14 protein-coding genes, 1 tRNA gene and 3 pseudogenes are annotated in these 22,401 nt (G+C 37.2%); 13 read left to right on the top strand and 5 right to left on the bottom strand.

The window, feature by feature from the left end; all coding sequences use genetic code 11:
* Nucleotides 1–332: 332 nt before the first annotated feature.
* The gene (locus tag ACFIJQ_RS06600; RefSeq protein ID WP_375629258.1) at nucleotides 333–911 is read right to left on the bottom strand and encodes a hypothetical protein; all 579 of its coding nucleotides are present in this window, start codon (nucleotides 909–911) and stop codon (nucleotides 333–335) included.
* A 921-nt stretch (nucleotides 912–1,832) separates the two neighbouring features.
* Between ACFIJQ_RS06600 and ACFIJQ_RS06595 the strand changes: the two genes are divergently transcribed.
* The 4 genes from ACFIJQ_RS06595 to ACFIJQ_RS06580 all read left to right on the top strand — a co-directional run bounded on the left by ACFIJQ_RS06595 (nucleotide 1,833) and on the right by ACFIJQ_RS06580 (nucleotide 7,844).
* Complete coding sequence (locus ACFIJQ_RS06595) at nucleotides 1,833–3,029, top strand: multidrug effflux MFS transporter (protein ID WP_375629252.1); 1,197 nt, start codon at nucleotides 1,833–1,835, stop codon at nucleotides 3,027–3,029.
* Nucleotides 3,030–3,277: 248 nt separating this feature from the next.
* The gene (locus tag ACFIJQ_RS06590) at nucleotides 3,278–4,009 is read left to right on the top strand and encodes an alpha/beta fold hydrolase (protein ID WP_375629249.1); all 732 of its coding nucleotides are present in this window, start codon (nucleotides 3,278–3,280) and stop codon (nucleotides 4,007–4,009) included.
* Nucleotides 4,006–6,180: an isocitrate/isopropylmalate family dehydrogenase gene (locus ACFIJQ_RS06585; protein WP_375629246.1), complete on the top strand. Its 2,175-nt coding sequence runs from the start codon at nucleotides 4,006–4,008 to the stop codon at nucleotides 6,178–6,180. The genes ACFIJQ_RS06590 and ACFIJQ_RS06585 overlap by 4 nt, the downstream gene beginning before the upstream one ends.
* Before the next feature lie 857 nt (nucleotides 6,181–7,037).
* Entirely contained in the window at nucleotides 7,038–7,844 is an 807-nt protein-coding gene (locus ACFIJQ_RS06580) for an N-acetylmuramoyl-L-alanine amidase (protein WP_273788220.1), read from the top strand.
* A 1,241-nt stretch (nucleotides 7,845–9,085) separates the two neighbouring features.
* On the opposite strand, the gene ACFIJQ_RS06575 is transcribed toward ACFIJQ_RS06580, so the two are convergent.
* Entirely contained in the window at nucleotides 9,086–10,282 is a 1,197-nt protein-coding gene (locus tag ACFIJQ_RS06575; RefSeq protein ID WP_375629242.1) for a porin, read from the bottom strand.
* Nucleotides 10,283–10,601: 319 nt separating this feature from the next.
* Here ACFIJQ_RS06575 and ACFIJQ_RS06570 point away from each other — a divergent pair.
* Nucleotides 10,602–10,692, top strand: a tRNA-Ser gene (locus ACFIJQ_RS06570).
* Between the two features lie 84 nt (nucleotides 10,693–10,776).
* On the opposite strand, the pseudogene ACFIJQ_RS06565 reads toward ACFIJQ_RS06570, so the two are convergent.
* From ACFIJQ_RS06565 to ACFIJQ_RS06555, 3 genes and pseudogenes are all read right to left on the bottom strand, one after another.
* A pseudogene (locus ACFIJQ_RS06565) lies at nucleotides 10,777–10,916 on the bottom strand (integrase); the annotation flags it as partial.
* 1,330 nt (nucleotides 10,917–12,246) lie between these two features.
* Nucleotides 12,247–13,467: an MFS transporter gene (locus ACFIJQ_RS06560; protein ID WP_375629239.1), complete on the bottom strand. Its 1,221-nt coding sequence runs from the start codon at nucleotides 13,465–13,467 to the stop codon at nucleotides 12,247–12,249.
* A complete protein-coding gene (locus ACFIJQ_RS06555; RefSeq protein ID WP_375629236.1) occupies nucleotides 13,464–14,528 on the bottom strand; it encodes a ThiF family adenylyltransferase in 1,065 nt (354 codons plus the stop codon). Before ACFIJQ_RS06555 ends, ACFIJQ_RS06560 begins: the two co-directional genes overlap by 4 nt.
* Before the next feature lie 765 nt (nucleotides 14,529–15,293).
* Here ACFIJQ_RS06555 and ACFIJQ_RS06550 point away from each other — a divergent pair.
* The 8 genes and pseudogenes from ACFIJQ_RS06550 to ACFIJQ_RS06515 all read left to right on the top strand — a co-directional run bounded on the left by ACFIJQ_RS06550 (nucleotide 15,294) and on the right by ACFIJQ_RS06515 (nucleotide 22,393).
* A complete protein-coding gene (locus tag ACFIJQ_RS06550; RefSeq protein WP_273788224.1) occupies nucleotides 15,294–15,884 on the top strand; it encodes a hypothetical protein in 591 nt (196 codons plus the stop codon).
* Nucleotides 15,885–16,216: 332 nt separating this feature from the next.
* Entirely contained in the window at nucleotides 16,217–16,417 is a 201-nt protein-coding gene (locus ACFIJQ_RS06545; protein ID WP_273788255.1) for a hypothetical protein, read from the top strand.
* A gap of 15 nt (nucleotides 16,418–16,432) precedes the next feature.
* Complete coding sequence (locus ACFIJQ_RS06540) at nucleotides 16,433–16,771, top strand: GPW/gp25 family protein (RefSeq protein WP_375629233.1); 339 nt, start codon at nucleotides 16,433–16,435, stop codon at nucleotides 16,769–16,771.
* A gap of 21 nt (nucleotides 16,772–16,792) precedes the next feature.
* A pseudogene (locus ACFIJQ_RS06535) lies at nucleotides 16,793–17,659 on the top strand (baseplate J/gp47 family protein).
* A gap of 229 nt (nucleotides 17,660–17,888) precedes the next feature.
* Entirely contained in the window at nucleotides 17,889–19,100 is a 1,212-nt protein-coding gene (locus ACFIJQ_RS06530; protein WP_375629230.1) for a YbfB/YjiJ family MFS transporter, read from the top strand.
* A 95-nt stretch (nucleotides 19,101–19,195) separates the two neighbouring features.
* Nucleotides 19,196–19,723 (top strand): annotated as a pseudogene (locus tag ACFIJQ_RS06525) (FAD/NAD(P)-binding protein).
* The gene (locus ACFIJQ_RS06520) at nucleotides 19,696–21,063 is read left to right on the top strand and encodes a hypothetical protein (RefSeq protein ID WP_375629227.1); all 1,368 of its coding nucleotides are present in this window, start codon (nucleotides 19,696–19,698) and stop codon (nucleotides 21,061–21,063) included. The pseudogene ACFIJQ_RS06525 and the gene ACFIJQ_RS06520 overlap by 28 nt, the downstream one beginning before the upstream one ends.
* An 88-nt stretch (nucleotides 21,064–21,151) precedes the next feature.
* Nucleotides 21,152–22,393: a hypothetical protein gene (locus ACFIJQ_RS06515; RefSeq protein WP_375629224.1), complete on the top strand. Its 1,242-nt coding sequence runs from the start codon at nucleotides 21,152–21,154 to the stop codon at nucleotides 22,391–22,393.
* The last annotated feature ends 8 nt before the right edge of the window (nucleotides 22,394–22,401 follow it).

The following is a 22,401-nucleotide window of genomic DNA, read 5'->3' as shown; positions in this document are numbered from 1 at the left end:
TCTCCTTGAATATGCTGGAGATACAATGTCTTTTTGCCAATTATGTTCCAAAAGTGAATAGATATGCGCTAAAAAGGACAGAAAACATCGAAAACAAGACGGTGATCATTAGTTAAAATTCTGGAGTCTTTATTTCATTTTTTTGTAAAAACAGCGCGTCTTCTAAAATTTTAGTTTTTTATATTGTACTTATAATTAAAAGAATGCCTCAATTATTCAAATAAATATCAAAAGTATTCAATTCAAAAAGCTATGAGAGATAAAAGAGAAGGAAGAAACATTAGTATTCTAAGCTGTTTTTCCTTCTCTTATTGCTCTATATCAAAGAAATGCTAGAAAAATTTTCTAAGTTCTTTGAGTAAAAACTCCCAAAACCAGAGAGGAAAGTTGAAAAGTTTTGAGACAATGTCCAAAAGTTTCGAGATTCTCTCCAAAGATTGTTTTTTAGTTTCGCACGCAGTTTTTTTATGCGATGTAAGAGCATTTTGATTTGAGAGATAAATTTGACTTGATAGACCATCTTGTACTAAGAAACTGCATTCTATAAAGGTGATGTGTTCCCCCTTTATGACGTAGGGATTATGAACTGTAATCGATTCATAGGTGTTACAGGTTTTTGCATTTGCAGTTGTCATGGATTCGGTTTCAAATGTATTTGTCTGAAGATTACTTGTGCGTTTTTCGGGTTTACTGTCGATTAAAGTACATTCATCCATTACGCTTTTTATGGGTGCATTTACTTTGTTTAGCATTTTATCAAACTCTTTTAGTAATTCTTTTATTAAAGCCCCGTAAATGTCTTTAATGTTTAAAAAATCACGAATATAAAGTTTACTGATGGCATTATAGGACCACCCTGAAAGACATGCGATCATTTCAATTGATTGCTCGTCACCTTCTTTGCTCTGTATTGCTTTTAGGTCTTTAAAGCTCGGGCGGCGTAAGGTGATTTCTGTGTATGTCTTTCCACTTTAATAGGTACAAGTAATTGGTACATGGCTAGTTCTGTTATATTCATTAATAGCTTCTCCTTGCTTTCTAAATTAGATGCAGAATGATTTATCAAATTTCCATTATATCATGTTTGTCAATAACTTAGGCAGTAAACTTTGTGATGGTTATGTAGAATGAAAATCTAACAAAATGGACAAGATGAATTTAGATTTTAGGGGGAGACAGAAGCACCATTTGCTTTATGATATTAGTGGGCTATTAAGTTTATTTGCTCAATTATTTGTGTTGATAAAGACTTCTCTATGAGCCATTATTATACGCTGTATTGTTACAATAATATTCGCGTGGGTAGTTTTGAGGAGAGGGAGTTTGTGGCTTCTTTTTTCTTTGAGCGTTGTAAACCAATTCTGATAAAAGATATTGTCGGGAGAGTGATGTTGTTATCATGGAGAGGGGATAGAGTTTGGGAGCGTTTTTGTTGATGATATCAATGAAAAAAAGCTGATGAAGATAGGGCAACATGAATACAATAAAATGCGCTATTTTGGATTGGGAAATATATTTCTGAAGGGGAGTTTTGATCTTTTAGCTTCTTTTGCGTATAGTTTTAAAATTGCGATTTGCTATGCTTTAAAATTAATTATAAAGTGAAGTGCTAAGTGTTTATTTACGTGTTGCGTGTGCGTGCGGATCAGACATTGGATTTATGCATCAACAAGCTGAATTATTCTCAAATAAAGTAAAAGAATAAAGAAAAATTATTATTTTATTCCCTGTGGATAAAGTTAAAATAGATTTATATTTATAAATATAAATTATTATTTTGCTATACACGTAAAATTTAAATATTTTTAAATTTAAGAAATGTGATTTTCCTGATGAAACATAAATATACATTACCATTCATTATACTTATCGTATGTTTATCAACAGGAGGTTTGATTTCTACCGACATTTTTTTACCAGCACTGGGAGAGATGCGTCAATATTATCAAGTGACACAATCTCAAATTCAGAATGCAGTGGCAGTTTTTTTGTTGGCATTGGCACTTGGACAGCTCATTTATGGGCCGCTGAGTGATAATTTTGGGCGTAAAAAAACACTTCTATTGGGCTTATTTTTGTGGTTATTTACAACACTTGGTGTGATTTATACGGTTCATATTCACGCTTTTCTTGTGTTACGTTTTTTGCAAGGTCTTGGTGCTTGTGCGGGTATCGTCTTAAGTCGTGCAATTATCAATGATTTGTTGGATAAAAAAGCAGCCGGAAAACTTTATTTGATTGTTTTCCCTTTTATTGGAATGTCACCAGCACTTGCACCTTTCATTGGTGGACTTTTGATACAAGCTTTTCATTGGCAGGCAACTTTTATCTTTTTAAGCTTTTTTATATTTTTGACCATTTTGCTGTGTTATTTTGTGCTCACGGAAACTCTACCCCCTCAAAAACGGCAGCATTTTTCTCCTGTAGGATTGATGAAGGCATATTTAGGCGTTTTTAGAAATAAACAATTTATTTTTTATGCACTTATTCCGTGTTTTTCTTACATAGCCTATTTTGCTTATATTGTGGAATCGCCTTTTTTACTCACAATATTGGGTTTATCACCTGTCTATATTGGCTATAGCTATGTCGGGGTTTCTCTCCCCTATATTTTAGGGAATCTCGTGGCGCGGTGGTTTTTCAAACGAGAGTCTATGGAAAAAACTGTCTGTCGAGGATACATTATTTTTGTTATAGGAGGCGTGCTCTTTGCTGTGCAAATGTATCTGAGCCCATGGCCCCTTGTGACAAGTTTTATGGCTATTGCTGTTCTTACTTTTGGTAATGGTTTTTTATTGCCGTTAGGGACAGCATTGGCTATTTCATCACATCCGCAAGCTGCTGGGGCTGCATCTGGTATGATGGGGGCTTTACAATTAGGAAGTGCGGCGCTAAGTGCGGCGGTTATCGGAAAGATATCTGGCCATAGCCCACGGGCTATGGCCACTTTGTTAGCTGTGTGTTGCGTGATCGGTTTTATCATTTATATTCAAAAAGCCCGTCATTTTATGACCTCAGAAATGAGCTGAGTGAAATGATAAAAAGAAAGTATTATGCGGAAATGCTTTTGATGTTTTACACGAATGGGGCATCTGTACATTAGATGAATTTTTTTATTATGTTGTTGGATTGAGTGGGTTTAAAATTTGTTACAAGCTTAGTTTGAGTTTAACAAATCGATTATGATGGGGGGAGTATGAGCCTAGAGTTTCATTATATTGGGTGGGAAAAGTTTTGGCTCTAATGCATGTTTTAAAATAAGGGGAGGAATTGATCAATGAGCCTTCCTATTATTATTCTTTCTCCTGTAATGCCAATTTGGGATGGTGGTGTTTTTTGTTCTCCATTGACAAAGCTATGCTTATCAAAAGGATTCACTGTCACTCTGCTGGATACGCTTTCTCTTTTTCCTAAGAGTTCTCATGTTCTCAATCATGCTGCTGTAGACACTTTATCTTTTATGGCAGAAAAACTTAAAAGCTATTTTAAAGAGCCCGCAGTGCTTGTGGGATTTTCTATGGCTGGAATGTTGGTACAAATATTGGCAGCACGGCTTCCCAATGTTCAAGCTGTGCTTGCTGTGAATGCACCTGGCTATCCTGATAAGGTTTTGAAACGGCGCCTTGGAGATATTCTTGTTTACTTAGAAAATAATGATTTGTCAGGAGCTTTGGAAATACTCAATGGTTTTATGCATCCTTCTGGTATTATGAAAAAAAGAGTTTTATTGGAGGTTCCTGATGAACAAAAAAGCGTGGCAATTGAACGCATGACAAGAGGCTTTAAACTCTTATTGGCGATGGATGCGAGAGATGAAATAGTTAAGTATAAGGGGAAGTTTTTAGCTTTGGTAGGTGAAAAGTCGCAACTTGCAACGGTAGATAATCAGACGAAAAGCCCTTTTTTCAATCATGAATATAAGATTATCTCTAGTGCTGGTACGCGTTTGTGGGATGATAATCCTGTTATGACGAATAGAATTCTTGCTGAATGGATGAGTGGATTATGAAAAAGAAAGTTCTTGTATTACCTGGTGATGGGATAGGACCAGAGGTTTGTGATGCTGCGCTTATGGTCTTAGAGCAATTTCAATTGCCAATTGAGTTTACTTATGGTGATATTGGTTTTGAATGTTGGAAACAGGAAGGAGATCCTGTCCCTCAAGCAACTTGGCAAAAAATTACTCAGAGTGATGCGATTTTACTTGGAGCTGTGACCAATAAGGGAAAAGAAGCGGCTTTAAAAGAACTGGAACCGCATTTAAAAGAGCAAAAACTTGCCTATGTGTCATCGGTACTTCAACTTCGCCAAAAGTTAGGTCTGTTTGCAAATATACGCCCTTTCAGATACATCTTTGGTCCGAGAAAGCCTTTTCATTTTTGTATTATCAGAGAAAATAGTGAAGGTCTCTATGCGGGGTTAGATTTTCGGGGTATAACATCTGAGACAGCGGCATGGTTAAAACATCCCAATTTAGAAAAATATGGTCTTGAGGAGGCGGCGTGGACAGTCCGTTTGCAGACACGCTTTGGTTTAGAGCGGTTATTTGAATACGCTTTTTCTTATGCACGGGAATATGGTTTGAGGCGGGTTACTTTTGCCGATAAGCCGAATGTTATGCGGGAGAGTGGTCAATTTGCTCAAGAAATTTTTGAGAAAATTGCTCAAAATTATCCAGAAATTGAAGCAGACATTCACAATGTAGATGCGGTTGCTTTGTGGATAGCAACCAAGCCAGAGCAATTTGGGGTGATTGTTGCTGAAAACATGTTTGGCGATATTCTCTCTGATCTTGCCGCTGGAGTCATGGGAGGATTAGGGCTTGCACCTAGTGTGAACGTGGGAAGCAGAATTGCTTATTTTGAGCCTGTTCATGGCAGTGCACCACGTATTGCTGGACAAAATAAAGCAAATCCTTCTGCCATGCTTTATACCACGGCTTTACTCTTAGACCATTTAGGTTTTAAAGATGAAGCAAAACAATTATCTGAGAGTGTTGATCAGGTTATTCGTGCTGGAAAAACTGTATCTTACGATCTAGGAGGCTTAGCCTCTACACGTCAAATGGCTGAAGCTGTTCGCAATTCTCTTGTGAAACCTGTCTCTGTTTGTCGTGCTGCGATTATTACTGTTGGTGATGAACTTCTTTCAGGGCAATATTTGAATACAAATTTGCAGGATTTGAGTCAGAGCTTGAATAAAAGAAATATTCAAGTCACGCGTCATTTTGTTTGCGCTGATCAATTACAACAAATTAGTGAGACAGTGATTGCTTGTCTTGGGCAAGAAGATCTTATCATTATCAGTGGGGGATTGGGACCAACATCAGATGACATAACACGTGATGCGGTTGCAAAAGCCGTGCAGCAGCCTTTGTTACATCACGAAGATGTTTGGCAAACAATAAAAGGTCAATTACAACGATTAGGGATTACGGCGGATAAGAGTAATGCCCGTCAAGCATTGTTTCCTGAGACAGCAACCGTGCTTGATAATCCTACAGGCACAGCTCCAGGGTTTTATCTCTCTTGCGATGGAAGTACGCTTGTTGTTTTGCCTGGTCCACCATCACAGGCTCTTGCACTTTTAGAGAATTATTTAGAACACAATGAGAAGAAATATTCTTCTGTATCGCATGCGAGGTATGCATGGACTTTGATTGGAATTGATGAAAGTACCATTGCGCAGTGGGTTGATTGTCATCTTGAAAATGAACCATTTGAACGGCATTTTTTATGGAAAAGTCCTTATGTTCTTGTGCAGCTTGTTGGTCAATCAGAAGCACCTTTGGCACAGCATTTAATCGAACAATTTGAAGATCATTTTCGTCCATATTTGGTTGGTGCAGAAGTTACTACTGCTCGTGAACAATTGGAAAAGCATACAGAGGTTCATTGGTCTGTCAATGATCCATATCTTTTAAAATATTTTCAGCCCATAGAAAAAAGTACAAAAAATATTCCAAAGCTTGAGGTTGAAGTGAGCCTAGAACCTTCTATCGAGATATTAGAAAATCAAGAAGAAAGCCTTGGACATGCCACGATGACTATACGGATGAAGGGTTATGACGATGATCGTGTAACTTTTCCCTATACGCGACCACTTTTAGGTGCCGTCTTACAAGAATATGCAGCTTGGTTGGTTTTAAAAAGATATTTGCAAACTGAGAAAAGCAAATGAACCTCTATGGGGACGTAAAAATATTGCTCAAATTATTGAACGTTCTATTATAAGAAGTATTTTGATCCTTTTCTTAAGTGATTTTTATCTATAGGTTAATCTTTCTTTTGATGTGTAATTAAATGACTTTGATTAATTCAAGATTAAGAAAAACTTTACTATATTAGGCTTGCTACATTCAATATTTATAATGATTAGTTATTATTATAAATCAATTCGTTATCTTTCATAGAGCTGATGACAAGGAATCCAGAGACGTCATGTGCCTCAAGCGTTGTAAATAATTGAGATTCTTTGTAAATCAAAAAGCAGTGTTGTGAAAAGACAAGAAGTTGTGTCATTTACAGGAAAGCTTTGCAAATTTTATTGAAAAATATGTCCAGTTTATTGCGAATATGTGCCATTTAGTTATCTGATAATAAATTGCTGTAAAGAGCTTATAAAATTTTTCCTTTAAGTTTTTGTGTGATTGCACGATCGTTGAGTGTTCGCTTCCGAGGGGCGATATTTTTCAATTCGATAACAGCAAGAACTATTTTTTCTGTAAGATGTGAAGGTTTAAGGAGTGATCATTTTACGCTTTTGTTTTCTTTTCGATTGGTAATTTGTAGGAATTTGTTTGGGGAAAATATTTAATGCCGTGTGTTTGTGAATGTGGTTAAAAACATTTTACGCGTGTGTGGGGGAGAAATAAAAATGTGTCTTAATTGTTGATAAGAGTGTCAATGTTTTTGATGAACAAATTTTAGGCGTAATTCTTAGTATCTAAATGGAAAGCTCATTGCAAATTTTTAAAGTTTGTGTCCTATCTGTTGTGATGCGCAGTGGTCTTTTTTAGCAAAAAAGAAAGGGCTTTTATGTATCAGATTGATTACAACAGTTATCGTTCTGTCAAGAGTTTTAATCGTCGCGTTCGTTTTCTTGTCATGCATTATACGGCTCTTGATTTTAAATCCTCGATTATGGCACTTACAGGAGAAAAGGTTAGTGCACATTATCTTGTTCCTGATCCTTCAGAGCAGACATATCGTGAGGCAGGCTTTAAGGATATGCGTATTTTTAATCTGGTCGATGAAAATGAGCGTGCATGGCATGCGGGTGTGAGTTCATGGGCTGGGCATAGTCATCTCAATGATGCATCTATCGGGATTGAAATCGTTAATTTAGCGACTGGTCATTTTGAGTCTCCAGAAGAGACAGTTGATTTTATGGCTTATCATGGTGAGGGGGGTATATTTCCTCCTTATAATCCAATACAAATTGATGCCGTTAAGGAGCTTGCATTGAATATTCTTCAACGGTATCCCGATATTATGCCAACTGATGTTGTGGGACATAGTGATATTGCCATTGGAAGAAAAAGTGATCCAGGAGCAGCTTTCCCATGGAGAGAACTTTATAGGGCAGGTATAGGAGCATGGTATGATGATGAACTAAAAAGTCATTATCAAGAGAAATTCTCTAAGAATTCTCCACCCAAAGAAGATGTTTTGGCGAAGCTAAAATGTTATGGATATGACATTTCTGCTGCGTGTACCCAAACAGGATACAAAGATTTGATCCGAGCATTTCAACTTCATTTTCGTCAAGAAAATTATGATGGAATTCTAGATGTTGAAACAGCAGCAATTCTTTATGCATTGGTTGATAAGTATTTTCCGTGAATTCAATGCCTTTTAATTGAAAATATGATTACGTGTAAGTCTTTTTCTTATCAAGAGAGGCTTCTTTTTGCCAATACGCTTTATGTAAAAAGGGCATTAATCGTGTAAAAAATCCCATGTACGGTATAAGGCGTTTTATGGAAACATAACTCTATAGAAAGCTCTGTGATTTGCAGAGATTAAATTTTACTGTTTCTTTGTCTTATATTTTGCTTCCTTTAAAAATGAGTAAAGTCAAGATGTTGCGTATATGACGGCATGCTCCTTACGCAAGATAAAACGCTTCAATCCAAAATGGACTTGTATTGTATATTTACATGCTTGTTTTAAAAATGTCTTTTAGTGTGTACCACAATACATATTTTACAGTGACGTTCATAAAGAATATAATCTAAAATCCTCTATGAAGTGTACCTTCATTTTTATGCTTAATAAAAGTGCCTAGAACCATCATAAACTTTTCCAGATCTCAATGTTACTACAGCCCTTGGAACTTAAAACGCTTCATAAAAGGATTTTCTTTACTCGTTTTTATTCACACAGCTCTCTCCATTTGTCGTCTACAAGTGAATGGTTTTGGTTGATTCAACATGCAAAATAATAAATTGTCATTATAAATTAATGTGATGCAGATTCAAAAAAAGGTGGGTCGTTTACAGATTGCTACTGATAGGAGTCTCTATTCTTTAGATGGGGAAGAGGTTAATTCATTTTTTGAAGATATATCTATTTTCTCTTTTATTGCTTTAGAGGATATTTTCATCGTTTTGACAACATGTTTCTTGATGATTAAGTTTTTTAATGCGCGGCAGTGTTGTAAAATGTTGTGTTTTAGGATGTTAATAGAAGACACATTCATGCATATCAAAAACACAATGATGTCTTGTTTTTTCAATATTTTATCTGTTCAGTGTAGAATTTATCTGAGAAGATCATGACCTAAATTAACAAAGGTTAGAGGTAAATTACCAAGAAAGACCAATTTGGTAATAAAGCAAAATGATTTGTCCACCTTTAAAGGGCACGCAAGAGATTGTTTGAATTGATGTGTAGAAACCGCCTATGCAGTGTTCTTATCAAGCACATTAGGTCAATTTTCTGAGAATATTTTTGTGAAAGTCAGTAATTTTTGTCAAAAAGACAAGAAATGAGTATCAAGAAAGATGCTCATGATATTTGATTTCAAAAATAAAAACTGGCGACATAATCGCCAGTTTTTAAAATCTTTAGCTTAAATAGGATTAGAATGAACGCTGTAAACGGATCATACCTTGAAAAGCACTTTTTTTATTGAATAAATGTTTTTCATCATTACTTTTATCCGTCACAACGCGATCGTCATTCCAAGAAACATAGGTCAATTCAGGTGTAATTACAAACCCTGGAACCAACGTATATGCAATATTTACAGAAGTTGCAAAAGTTTTTACAGCACTATAAGAGACTTGTGCATTCAGATTTGCCTTTGGAGTAAGTTTGTAAGTGGCACCTGCCCAAGCAGCCCATTTACCGCCCCAGTTTGCATAGATCGTTGTGCTTTGTCGTGATAATTCATTTTTTGTATTTACTGTGTAGTAATCAAGGCCATTTTTATAGCCAGCCATTACCCATAGATTGAAACGATCGTTGATATTGAAATCTGCACGTACTTTTCCAGCCCACTTTTTGTAGTAAGTATCATATGCTGCAACGGCTGAAAAACCACCCCATTTTTGCATAAACTTTATACCCAAAACCACATTCGGGGTGTAATTTTTAATTGCTTTACTTGGAAGAGTATCATTCGTGATAGAAACAAGCTTATTATCTTTATCAATATAGTATCCGTTTATTCCAGGAAGATCATCTGCATTATTGCCTATTTCAGCTCCGATAATAGCAGAAAAGCCGGAGTCACCATTAAAGGTGTAGGAAATAAAATTGGTGCGTGTTGTGCCGGCAGGTGCTATGCTGTCATCATTGAGAACATTTCCATAATCACCAGTCCAGCTGTTGAAAATTGTGTCATCAAGACCTACGCGAAAACCACCCAGTTCAATGTAAGCTGCTGCAAGCCTTGCACCAGCGCTGTTTCTACCATCACCCCAGCTTGAGAAAATTCTTGCATATGAACGAAGTGTTCCCATTTCTGTTTCAGAAGCTGCTTGAAAAACAAGGGTGAGCCGTGATGATGCGCCATAGGTTTTTCTTTTGTCGTTCAGTTCAGTTTCGGTTGTTGCATCGATATTATCACCGCCTATAAAATCAGTACGAACATTTCCTGATAAACGCATGCAGGTTTCTGTTCCAGGGATATAAAAATACCCTTTTCCGTAGGCATCACAAACGCGAATATATTCTACAGGTTCGGGTTCGGGGATAACTGTTGAAGCAGCATGTGCTCCAGAAATTGTTAAAAAAGCTGCTGTAGAGCTTAAAAAGAGGGATTTAATATTCATATGGGATCTCCGAGGTCCGTTTAATCTTCTTCTAAATTCTAAAGAGTATCATTTACCTAACGCATTAAGGACAAAGACATAAATAAAATACGCGGCACTTGTTATCTTAGCTATACTAATCTTTTTAGATATTCAAATATGAAATTACCTTTTTGTAATGTATACATGTACTATTCGAGATAATGTGATAAAAAAGACACAATTTTTGTTTTGTTAACTTTTTACCCTATGGGCTCAATAGGAGAAAAATTTCAGATATTTGGGAAAAAAATCGAAAATGTCTTGAACTTTCTGTTGATACCATTTATGCCTCTCTGTTGGAGAGGTGGCCGAGTGGTCGAAGGCGCTCCCCTGCTAAGGGAGTAGGGCTCAAAAGGCTCTCGAGAGTTCGAATCTCTTCCTCTCCGCCATCTATTATTATAAAAGCAGTCGATTGTGTGTGGGAATTTTGTTTTCAGTGATTTGTGCCCATTTGCTTTTCTACCAATCCCAATTTTGTGAAGCTTTTTAATTGCTTTTCTTCCTAGACGTTTTCTATCGGCTATTTTGGTATAGAGTGGTGCTATTTTATCTTTCTTCCATCTAAATTTATTTGCGAAATTGTAATACCTGCGCTAGCAGCGCGTGTGGTTGCTCATTTTCTTAATTCCTGTGTTGATTTTAAATTTTATGTTTCATGAAACAAGTTACAAAAACTTTTTTTCTAATGGCGTAAACTAAAGCAAAACCAATGGGGGATGTTTTAAGCGCAATATGTTTTATGTAAATCGCTATGCCAATTTATATTAAAGGAAATATGATCAGTTGTGGAAAAAAATATCGCGAGAAAGATGGATTTGTTTCAAAATTTCTCATGCTTTTGTTGATAAAGGAAAGCGAATCTCTGTTGTAGCATCACATTGACGTTGCATATTTTTTAGCTAAGGATTGCTTATTTATTTTTAGGATATAGGGAGCAGCACGAACGTTTGTAAGAATAAGCGGCCGTAAAGCTAGATATGTTACGGATTTTGTTCTACAAAGTGTTTTTGACTTCCCTATATTGTTCCAATCGTTTGGTGGCATATTTATTATCTTATGACGTTGTTTTGCTAAGCTTTTGCTTTTGTGTGTCAATCAGCACCTACTCCTTATACAACAGCATATTTGAGATCAATATTTTAAGATGGCTTACTGTTTTATCGGTTATGTCAGCGTTTATATGCCAAATAGGGGAGAAAATATTGTATATATTTGCTAGCGAGTCATTTCTAAAAACGGAAGGATCTTTTTAATTTTGAAAAAATATAAAAGCGGAAAAGGTGGAAGTTAGCTCCTATTTTTATCATCATCTTATTAATTCAGTTTTATAATTTTCATAAATCTCTATGGTCATGTCTTTTAAATAATGAAGATTATGTGTCTTACGCTTTTGTTTATCCCGTTGGGATTATGCCTCTCATATAAAACGAATGTTCTAAACAAAAATATACTTGTGTTGCCAATTTATGCACTTGTGTTAAAGAGATATCTTTCAATGTGTATAGGCCTATTTTGCGACGGCACCTCTTAAATGGTATAAAACGTAAAAGTTTCTGTGCGGCATATAAAGTCTTATAGAGCCACACCATTTGTATACTTATGAAGATGCCACGAGGCATATTATACTCCTGCTTCCATGTTGTGATAGACTTTGATTATGGGAGTTCATCAGAGGCATTTTTCCTTTCTAAATTGTTTTTATTTATACGGCTTTCTCCACTTACTGATGTGCAAGCAAATGATTTTGATTGTTTCAACCATAAAAACAGATTTGAAAAGAAAGAATCGTACAATATTCGAGTTTGCTATATTATCATTATAAATCAACATATTGCTTTATATTTTCATTGTATGTTGAACGTTGGATGTGGCAAGGTTCTCAAAAAATTATCGATCTCTTTTAGAAGAAAACATTGTGGGTGATAATTTTAAAAATTTTCCTCTCATAGCGATTTGTGGGAGTGTTTCATCCATCTCATGACAACCAAACCACACATGAAAAAAGTAATGGTCGGTAATATTAGGTAGTAAGATGGAGAAACTTTTGCAGGAAGAAAAGAAATAATACTTAATACTGTAATTGAAAATATTCTTCCGCTAAAAGATACAGCACCAACAATACCGGAAATATGCTGCGTTTGTTTTTGGTTAAGTTCTGAGAAAAATAAGCTTTTGGCCCCTATCGGTACAGTGCAAATAAATCCATGGATTAAAGAGAAGGCGATGACTGATGCAGCAGTTTGATGGTTATGAACTGAAAAATAGAGCGCTATGCACATCAGCGCAGAAAAGAAGGAAAAATATTTTATAGAATTCTTATATTTTTTATCAAGAACATGATACTTAGACATCAGTAAATTTGAAAAATATTGTGCTGAAAAGGCTCCAATATGGCAGAACATCAAGACGAGCATTTGCGAACCGTTGAGGTGGTTAATTTTCCCCCCTGAAAGTATTATCGGTTGCCAGAAATGATAAATAATTTGAATACCAGCGCTAAAAAGGCACATGAGGAAAATAAACCATGCGCCTCCTACTGTATTTTGAAAAATCCAAAGCGTTTCCTTGGCATTGTGCAAGATTGTTTTTGTTTTGGATGTTTCAATTGTCGTTTTCTTTTCTTCCGGAACAATAAGGAATATCAAAAAAATAAATCCCATCATGAGGCATGAGATGATATATCCCAAAAAATATTGTCCAGAGTAATAGATCGTTCCAATTCCTATAATTCCACTGAGAATACTTCCGAAAGAGTTAACTTGGTGGTAGAGATGAGCATAATGCGAAAAGTGATCCTGTTTATCGCCTAGAGAATGGTAAATCCATCCGTCAATGGCGCTGACAATGATGCAAATGCCCGCTGCATAGAGAATTTGCGCAATAATAAGTGCCGTCATATTGGGAGCTTGAAGGCATAGAAGATAAAATACTCCTGTCATAAAGACCCCAGCCATAACGGAATATTTACGTCGATATCTGTCAGATAAAACAGCGCAGGGAAAATCAAGCAGCAAGATGGTGGTGGAAAAGACAACCTGAAGCAGAGCTAATTGCGCCAGACTAACTCCCATGGACATTAAAAAAATAGCATGGTAAACGCCGATCAGCATGCGGACAGCATTATAGGATCCATAGTTGAGAGCAAGGGTGCGAGGTCTGTTCATTGTGTTGTTCCACAAACCTTGCAGTGAGGATTTTTCTTTAGAGAACGCTCTTCTGTGAAAAGTTGGCTGCTCCATATCCCCACACGGCGATCAGTGGAAAGAAGGCTTCCATAACCACCCAAAAATTTAAGAGCATCATTAGCACACATGGCAGCTGAAAGTGCATTAACAGGAGGAAATGTAGCAACTTTGAAGTTATTATTAATCATAATACAAGCTTTATAAATAAGATGATCACTTTTTGCCAGAAGATTGCCTATAGACGAGCTACATGCGTAACAACCAGTTTTACCAGGTATGTAAAATGGACCAAAGACAGCTATATCATTAACATAACCGGAATTTATATAGGCTTGTTTATTTTTCACACACCATTCATTGATCCATAGGCCTAGTCGAACAGGTGAATCAGCAGAAATGATCCATAAATCAGCTTTGGGTAATTTGTTGATAGCCTCTTTTTCAGTAATCAACATTTGTAATTCATGAACTTCAATTTGGCTGTTTCTCCGCATCAGCTTACGTTTAAGAACTGTTGTTTTCGGAAGACCGATATCTTCTTCAGTAAAAAGAATTTGTCTGGTAAGGTTGGTTATCTCGATCACATCATTGTCAACAAGAGTCAATTTTCCAATGCCAGAGGATGCAAGCATTGCTGATACATGATTACCAATCCCACTACCTCTTAAAATGACAACACTTTTTTGCAAAAGAGTATGCTGAACAGAGGTTGGATGCATACCATAACATTTGATAATGGAGATGACTTCTGGAATACCGATTATTGAGAATATTGTTTGATGTTTCAGCTTGGACAAGAAAATGGTTAGAAACAAGGAAATCAAACGCACGGTCAAAACTTTTTTTAATAGGATTAGCGATAGTGAATTGTAAACTTCATCTACTGTCTTTTTTTTGATCCATTGTGCCGCAATAAGCACTAAGTGGTCCCAAAATTTTTTATTATTGATAATAAACTGCTTTGAACCTGCACTAAAAATAGCATCCTCTTCACAAACAACAATACGTGTGTATTTTCCTAAAATATATTGTTGTTTCATTTCTCCTCCCCACTTGTAGAGCAAACCAACTCTTCCCTGAAAAATAATTTCAGGTAAATTTCTTTAGTTATTACTTACATTCTGTATGATCCATGATTTCCTCCCTGTTATTGATGTTTTCATTATTCACCACATTACATGGGAGGAGGATCCTATATAAAAATGTAAATACACTTTTATGATGTAAAGTAAATATTCCTACATCAAATATTGATGAATGTACATTGAGAAAAGAACGCATCTCATCAGTTTAAAACTCTATGATCTTTATCAACTTAAAAGTAATAGCATAAAATATAATATAAAAAATGAATAAATTTGAATTTATGTAAAAAATACAAAATTTTTTATTGCTTCTAATGATAAAACAAACAAATCTATATTATAAAGTAGTTTATCACTACATTAATTGTGGTTATCCGTTTTGTATACGCATCATTTTATAATTGTTAATATATTTATTAATCAAAATATTATTTTTGAAGCAATTGTAATATCCTATTAAAATATTTTAAAGTTACCTATAAAGTGATTAAATTGCTCCTATAGAGATATAAAGCTAGACAGAAAAATCTATGACTATTTTATTGAATAAATTAGTTTTTATAGCTTTATTCTGTTTGTTAAGTATTTAATTTGTGTACAATTTATACCTTTTTATTTTTATCATAGATTATTCTAAATAGATTTAATAAATTTCATTATTAACTTTTCAATACGAATTTAATTGTTTATTTTAATTTATTGCATACGAGAAAATAAAAAATGTTTACAAAAAAAGTTCTGTTGAGAGAAGGCTTGTTGCTTATCGTATTTTTGCTAACATATCTTTTATCTACCTCGCATGGCTATACTGGTATAGATAAATTATTTTGTTCCCAAGTTGTTAAGGAACGTGATGATGCGGTTCAGAAGTTGGATTCAGCAAAGTTTGAAAAAGACAATGCGGAGAGAGGATGGAACGATACAATGCAAATATTGGGGGTGTCGGTAGAGGACTTGAAGAGAATAGCTTTTGAACAGCAGGCACTCTATTTTGCATTGCTGAAAAATATGCCAAATAACAAGCAACTGACTTATAAATATGAAATAACGCAAAAGCGGAATGCTGCAATTTTTGAACGGCTCGAGAAGGTTTTTACTTTATTTGAGCATGTTGAGAAAAGAACAGAGGCTTTTCGAGAATTAAATGAAGCAAATAAGCTTAAGGATCAGTCTCAATCATTACATTATTTAGAAGTGATTTCTAAACATCAAGAACATATTGATAAATTAAATCAAGAGGTTAAAAGGCTCGATCACGAAGTTGATAATTTAAATAACAGGCTTCAAAGTCTGAGGAAAATATTTCGATAAGAAACGAAAAGTTATTCATTTAGAAGACACGCTTGAGCAACGAGATAAAGCTCTTACAGCACAAAAAAGGAAAGAAAAGTGACGGCTCTTATGGCACTTTTCGTATCACAAAGAATGAGCTCATTCTCTCCCATGGGGAAAACCAAATCCATTTGAGTAGCCAAGGTTTGGTGCTTTATCATCAAGGAATTCATGTTGAATTAATGGGCAGTGTGCATATTCAAGCAGAAGATTTGCAGCACAATCAAAAATCTGTTGGCGCAAGCCACAAACACGGTGGGGTCAAAATGGGGTCCCTCCACAACCTCTCACCCCCTTTAAAGGAGTTTATCATGCGTGAGAACACTTATGTTATTTTAACCAATGCCGATTTTGTTGCTGGTAAGCGTTCACTGGGCAAAGGTGAAGAAATTTGTTTAAGTGAGGAAGCGGCTAAATATCCGTTGCTGCTTGGTCATATTGCTGAAAAACCAGCACCTGTTGTTTCTGTGTCCCCAACGGTTTCTCTCACAAAGACAACAAAGGGTGCTTAAAGCATGCGGTGCGGGATGAGCGAAAAGGATGGCTCTCTCTTATATGGTTGGGCACATTGCCAACAGTCACTTCGTAAATGTCTGACGACAAGAATTGGGACACGGGTTTTGCGTCGTCATTATGGATGTGATGTTGGAGCATTCCAAGATGCCAATGCTGATCCTGCGACGATGATGCAGCTTTATCAAGCAATTGTTGAAGCACTCGATGATCCAGAGTGTGGGGAGCCTGGGTTTTCGTTGCAGAGGATTGATCTGACAAAAGCAACGCGTGAAGGTACATTCCATTTTGTTTTAACGGGTGTTTTTTATCCCAATGGGCATTTTGGGATTGGTCACACAAAGAGCCAATGAGTACTAATTTAGAGGTTGGTGATGACAGAGTTTGAACCTTTATCCATTCCACAACTCCCTCTCCCACAAATTATTGAAGAGCTTTCTGTTGAAGCAATTTTAGAGCAAAAGATCACGCGTTTGACTGAGCTTTTTGCGGCGCATCATATTCCTTATAATGTGGAAAAGACGGCTTATGATCCGGTGGTCATTCAATTGCAAGCGGCGGCTTATGAAGAGTTGCTATTGCGCCGGTGGGTCAATGAGGTGCGCGAGATAATTTACTCACATTTGCGCGTGGAACAAGTTTAGATCATTTGGGGGATTTTCATGGGGTCACGCGCCTTTTGGATGAAGATGATGAGCGTTTGCGCCGTCGTATTCGCTTGAATAGACAAGGACATTCCACAAGGTGGCACAGCGCCACGCACTCAATATTTTGACCTCTCAAGTGATATCCATGTCAAAGATGCTTTTGTTTATCGTGTGGGTAAAAGCCCGCTTATTCATGTTGCGCTTTTTAGTGACGCCCTTTCAAGGGTGGCTGATGAGGCTTTAATTGCAAAGGTGCAAGCAGCCCTTGATGCCCCTCATGTTAAAATGACCAATGACCACATCCTTGTGAAAAGCGCGGTACAGCGGATGATCAATGTTTCTGCTGATCTTTGGTTGTTACCGGATGAAGGCTCCTTTCTTTTGGAAAGAGCGGAGCAGAATTTAAGAGCAGAATGGGCGCGTGCGCAAAGGCTTGGGCGTGATCTGTCTTTAAGTTGGATACTAAGCCGCCTGATGGTTGAGGGCGTTCACCATGTGAACATAACGCAACCTTGTGAGGATATTTTAGTTGCACCTGATGAAGCAGTAGCTTTAGGGGAAATTATTTTGTCAAAGCAGGGGCGTGCTTCTTGATGTCCTCGTTGTTATTGCTGCTTAATTTCCGCCATTATTTTTCTGAAAAAAGAAGCTTTGTAGGGAGAAGAGCATCCATGGAGCAGAGTGTAAAACGAAGAAATGCATATAATTGATCCAGTAATGTTGACAATAATCGCTCAATATGTTGCCCTGATTGCTTAAACAAATGGCTAGATTGGCTTTCATTCTCTGAGATAAGTGCTACTGTTGATGAGATAGAATGCGGATGAGCGAATTATCAGTTAAGGGATTAAGAGTAATGGGGGGAAAAAATAATTGTCAAGATTTGAGTTATTTCAAAATCGCTGTATTCGGTATGATTATTATGATTTTGGGGATGGGGATTGGGCGATTTTTCTATACGCCGGTATTTCCGGTTATGTTGGATGAAGGATTGTTTACCTTTAAGCAACTTTCTTATATAGCTAGCGCTAATTATGGCGGTTATTTAGTTGGGAGTATGTTTTTTTCGTTTTGCAGAGTTGGGAATATATCCCGTGCTCCCTACATGCTATTTGGTGCAGCTATAGTGACGAGTGCACTTATTTTTGCCATGGTATTAACAACAAACTTTTACTTGGTCTTCTTTATCCGCTTTGCTGCCGGTATCGCGAGTGCGGCAATGATGATTTTTGGTTCTATTACGGTTATGCAGTATAGTCACAAGTTGTGGGTTATTGCTTCGCTTTATGCAGGTGTGGGAGTTGGTATTCTACTGGGTAATGAGTATGTTATTATTGGTTTGAGTAAATCGCTGAACGCGAAAAATATTTGGTTTGGAGCTGGTTTTATATCTGTTGTATTGTTGCTCTTGTTGTTTATTTTATTTCCACGTCGTGTTGATGCTTCTCAATTTTCTGGTAATGAGTCATTGGCACACGAAAATATCGTTTGGTGGGAACTCGCTCTGATTTATGGGCTCGCTGGGTTTGGTTATATTATTGTCGCGACATATCTTCCTCTGATGGCGAAAACATTTAATTTTCCACTACTCGCTAACCACTTATGGTCGTTTGTTGGAATAGCTATTGTTCCTAGTTGTTTCATTTGGTTATGGGGAGCCCATCGGTGGGGGGTATTACGTTGTCTGATGCTCAATTTGCTTATCCAAGGAGGATGCGTATTACTGACATTATTCAGCCAGTCTCTTGTACTGATAGTTCTCAGTTGCATAGGGTTTGGATTTACTTTTATGGGGACGACCTCTCTAGTTATGCCGTTAGCTAAGCGTTTATATGCGCCGTATGGCATAAATCTGCTAGGCTTGGCTACCTTAACTTACGGCTTTGGCCAAATATTAGGACCTCTCTTGACGAGTTTTTTACAGTTTGGTTCACATGCCATTGCGCTTTCCGTTATCTGTGGTGCTGTAGCGCTTTTTGCTGCTGCTGGAATCTGTCAATATTGTCTTTGTAAAAAGGTCGTTGGCGTTTCATAAACCCGCAATTTTCACTAAAAAGTCGAAAGAATTTATTACGTTCTTTTTGAAACATTTTGTGAAAGTCAAATTATTCTAATAGGGGAGATTACAGAATGCTTCACTCTACAGTCGCTATTTTGGGCGTTGGTCCTCGTGGGATCAGTATTCTCGAACGCTTGCTCACACTTTATTCCCATTATCCATTTTCTGGGAACATTGATATTTTATTGATTGATCCCAATGAGATGGGAATCGGTCCCCATAGTGTGCATTAGCCAGATCATTTATTGGTTAACACTGTCGCCTGCCAGATTACTTTATTTGGTGATGATACAGTTAAGGGGGTAGGGCCTATTCGTAAGGGACCGAATTTCTATCAATGGGCTATTCAACAAGGTTATCGTAATATTAACGGTGTTTTTTCTCGTACAGAGCATAATGTTGGGAGAGAAATCAAAGAAAATGATTATTTATCACGTCGTTTGTTAGGGGAATACCTGTCTTGGGCTTACCAAGAGCTCACGCAAGATTTACCTTCCGGTATTCGTATTAAGGAGATCCGACAAAAAGTTATCAATCTCCATATCCACCAAGATAATAAACGGATGTTCTTTTGGAAGATGGCTATCGTTACAGTGTAGATTTTGTTTATATTACCACGGGTCACGGTAAGAATACATATTCATCGCATGATGAAAATCTGCAACAGTTTGTGGCTGGTCATCAAATGAAAAACGCGCTTTTGAATTATTATTCGAATCCTTATCCAATTGAAAAGTTGGATTCTATACAATCTCAGTCTCGTGTGCTGGTGCAGGGAATTGGATTAACTAGCTATGATGTCTTGTCGCAATTGACTTACGGTCGCGGTGGGACTTTTACTGAAAATGCTGGACAATTGCACTACATGCCAAGTGGCAAAGAACCGAAGATAGCTCTATTCTCCCGTCAAACATTGCCTTTTAGTAGTCGCGGGATTAATCAAAAGGGTGGTAGTGGGCAATATATACCATCATTCCTTACTCTCGATGCAATACATCATCTGCGTAAGCAATCCAGCATTGCCAACGGTTCTCCGAAGCTGGATTTTGAAACGCAGCTTTTACCTCTGTTGCTTAAAGAAATGTGTTATGTCTATCGAAGTACGCAGCTGGGGCACTGGCTAGACCCTGAAACCTATGTTGTTACTTCCAAAGACGAGCAGTGTATTCAAGCGTTGCTGTATCCTCATCGAAATAAAATATTTGCCTCTTTGAAGGATTATACAAGATTCTTCATGGAGCATTTGAAGGACGATCTTCATTCTTCCGCTGCAGGTAATGTTGATGGCCCAGTGAAAGCTGCTACAGATGTGCTACGAGATGTTCGTGATATCTTACGTTCAGCAATTGATTTTTGCGGGTTAACGTCTTCATCTCACAAGTACTTTATTGAATATTTTAATCCAAACTTTAACCGTATTTCTGTCGGCCCACCGATGCAGCGAAACCAAGAGTTGAAGGCTCTGATGGAGGCTGGTATCGTGACTTTGGCTGGCGGTCCTTCACCTAAACTTGTTCTCAATGCTAGTACTAGCCGTTTCGAAATTCAGTCTGTTTTCCAAGATGAAAACAGTTCAGTTGATGGAGATGTGCTGATCACGGCCAAGATTGATAGTTTTTCTCCTTTGCGTGATGAGTCTCCTTTTATCAAAAATTTGGCTGCTCAGGGTATCATCCGGCCATTTATCAACCAAGGATATCATCCTGGTGGTATTGATATTGACTGTCAGCAGCATCCTATAGATACTAAAGGACAAGTACAAAATACATTATGGGTGGTAGGTAATCCAGTAGAGGGGCCCAATTTTTATACATATATTTTGCCTAGGCCTTTAGTTAATTCGCGTGCACTGCGGGATGCAGGGCGCTGTGTCACTGACATGTACGAGCAGCTTCTTAATCGCCACTCAGTCAAAGATTCAACAATTAATGTACATTGATAATGTAAAAAGCTTCCTGATACGCATGTCCTCCGTATCCGCTATAATAGCGATGCTGATGCTATTCATTTTTCTTATATCTATCTCAATGAGAACTTGGTTTCTTATTCCATTGGCTGGAGTGACTGTTTTCGGTTATTTGCTTTTGACGATACCATACTGGTGGTTGAAGGGGAATGCACGCAGTGGTGTGTTCATCCTGTTGGCTTGTACTTTAGTGCTGATATGGCGTTGGTACTTGCCTGATGTTAGTACTGTGCTTGTGCGTTTTACTGATGTCTTTTGGCTATTACTCGCCATGGGATTGTTGCGCCATGTGATGAATATATGGCGTATTTCAGAATTTCTCTCTGAACGGTTGATGCGCTATGGAAAGGGTTCGCTTACCCTGTCCATAGCGATACTGACTGCGTTTCTAGCTTGGCCGATGAGTTTGGGGGTTATCCCCCTAATGATTGATGCCTTGAAGAAAAGTGTTTTTCCCTCTCGCCATTTGGCCGCTATTGTGATGCGAATGATGAGCATCACAATGGTACTGATGCCAACCAGCATCGGTGCAGCAACAGTTTTCTCTGCTATGCCTAGAACACCAATATTCACATCCGCTGCTTTGGGGATACCACTTTTTCTATTCAGTCTGTTGTTGTTGTGCATTTCTCCTGTTGTAGCGCTAGCTAATCCGATTATTTGCGATGAGAGGAGAGCGAATAAAGAAGGAGAGAGGTTAAGAATTTGGATTTTTTTGATATTGTTCTGGCTAACATTTATCGTTGCGTTGACAGTTATCAGGTTGAATGCACTAGAAAGCATTGCGTTGACGGCGAGCATTCTATATGTCCTTGAGCGTGGGAGTTCACGCAGTGTTGATTTTTTGACTCCTTTGGTGGCAGTGATACGCAGTATATCAAGTGAAATTCTGTTGTTGCTAGGTTGTAGCCTGCTAATATCTACTTGTGATTTGCTTATTCCTTTGTTGCCGGTGACGTTTAGTCACTCATTGGCATCACTCTCTGTTTGGCAGCGCTATGCCTGTATTCTCTTCGTATTGCCAATTTTCAGTGTAGCAGGAATTCACCCTATGGTGCTATTTAGTTTGGCATTTCCCTTACTAGGGTCATCGATAACTTATGGAGTTACGGATTATTTGGTTTGGATTTGCTTCTTTATTGCAGCTCAACTCCTTTCTCCTGTATCAATCAATGCTATTTTTGCTTCCAGTAGCCTGCATATTTCACCGGTGGATACAAGCTTTAAAATGCATAGTTATTATGTATTAATGTTTAATCTTTTTGCGTTCATTTATTTGAGCTTTTTTGTACAATATTTGTAAATTATGGA

The sequence above is a fragment of the Bartonella sp. TT67HLJMS genome (assembly GCF_042193375.1).
Lineage (GTDB): Bacteria > Pseudomonadota > Alphaproteobacteria > Rhizobiales > Rhizobiaceae > Bartonella > Bartonella grahamii.
The sequence above is the reverse complement of the archived record's forward strand: the minus strand, read 5'-3'. Positions and strand labels throughout refer to the sequence as shown.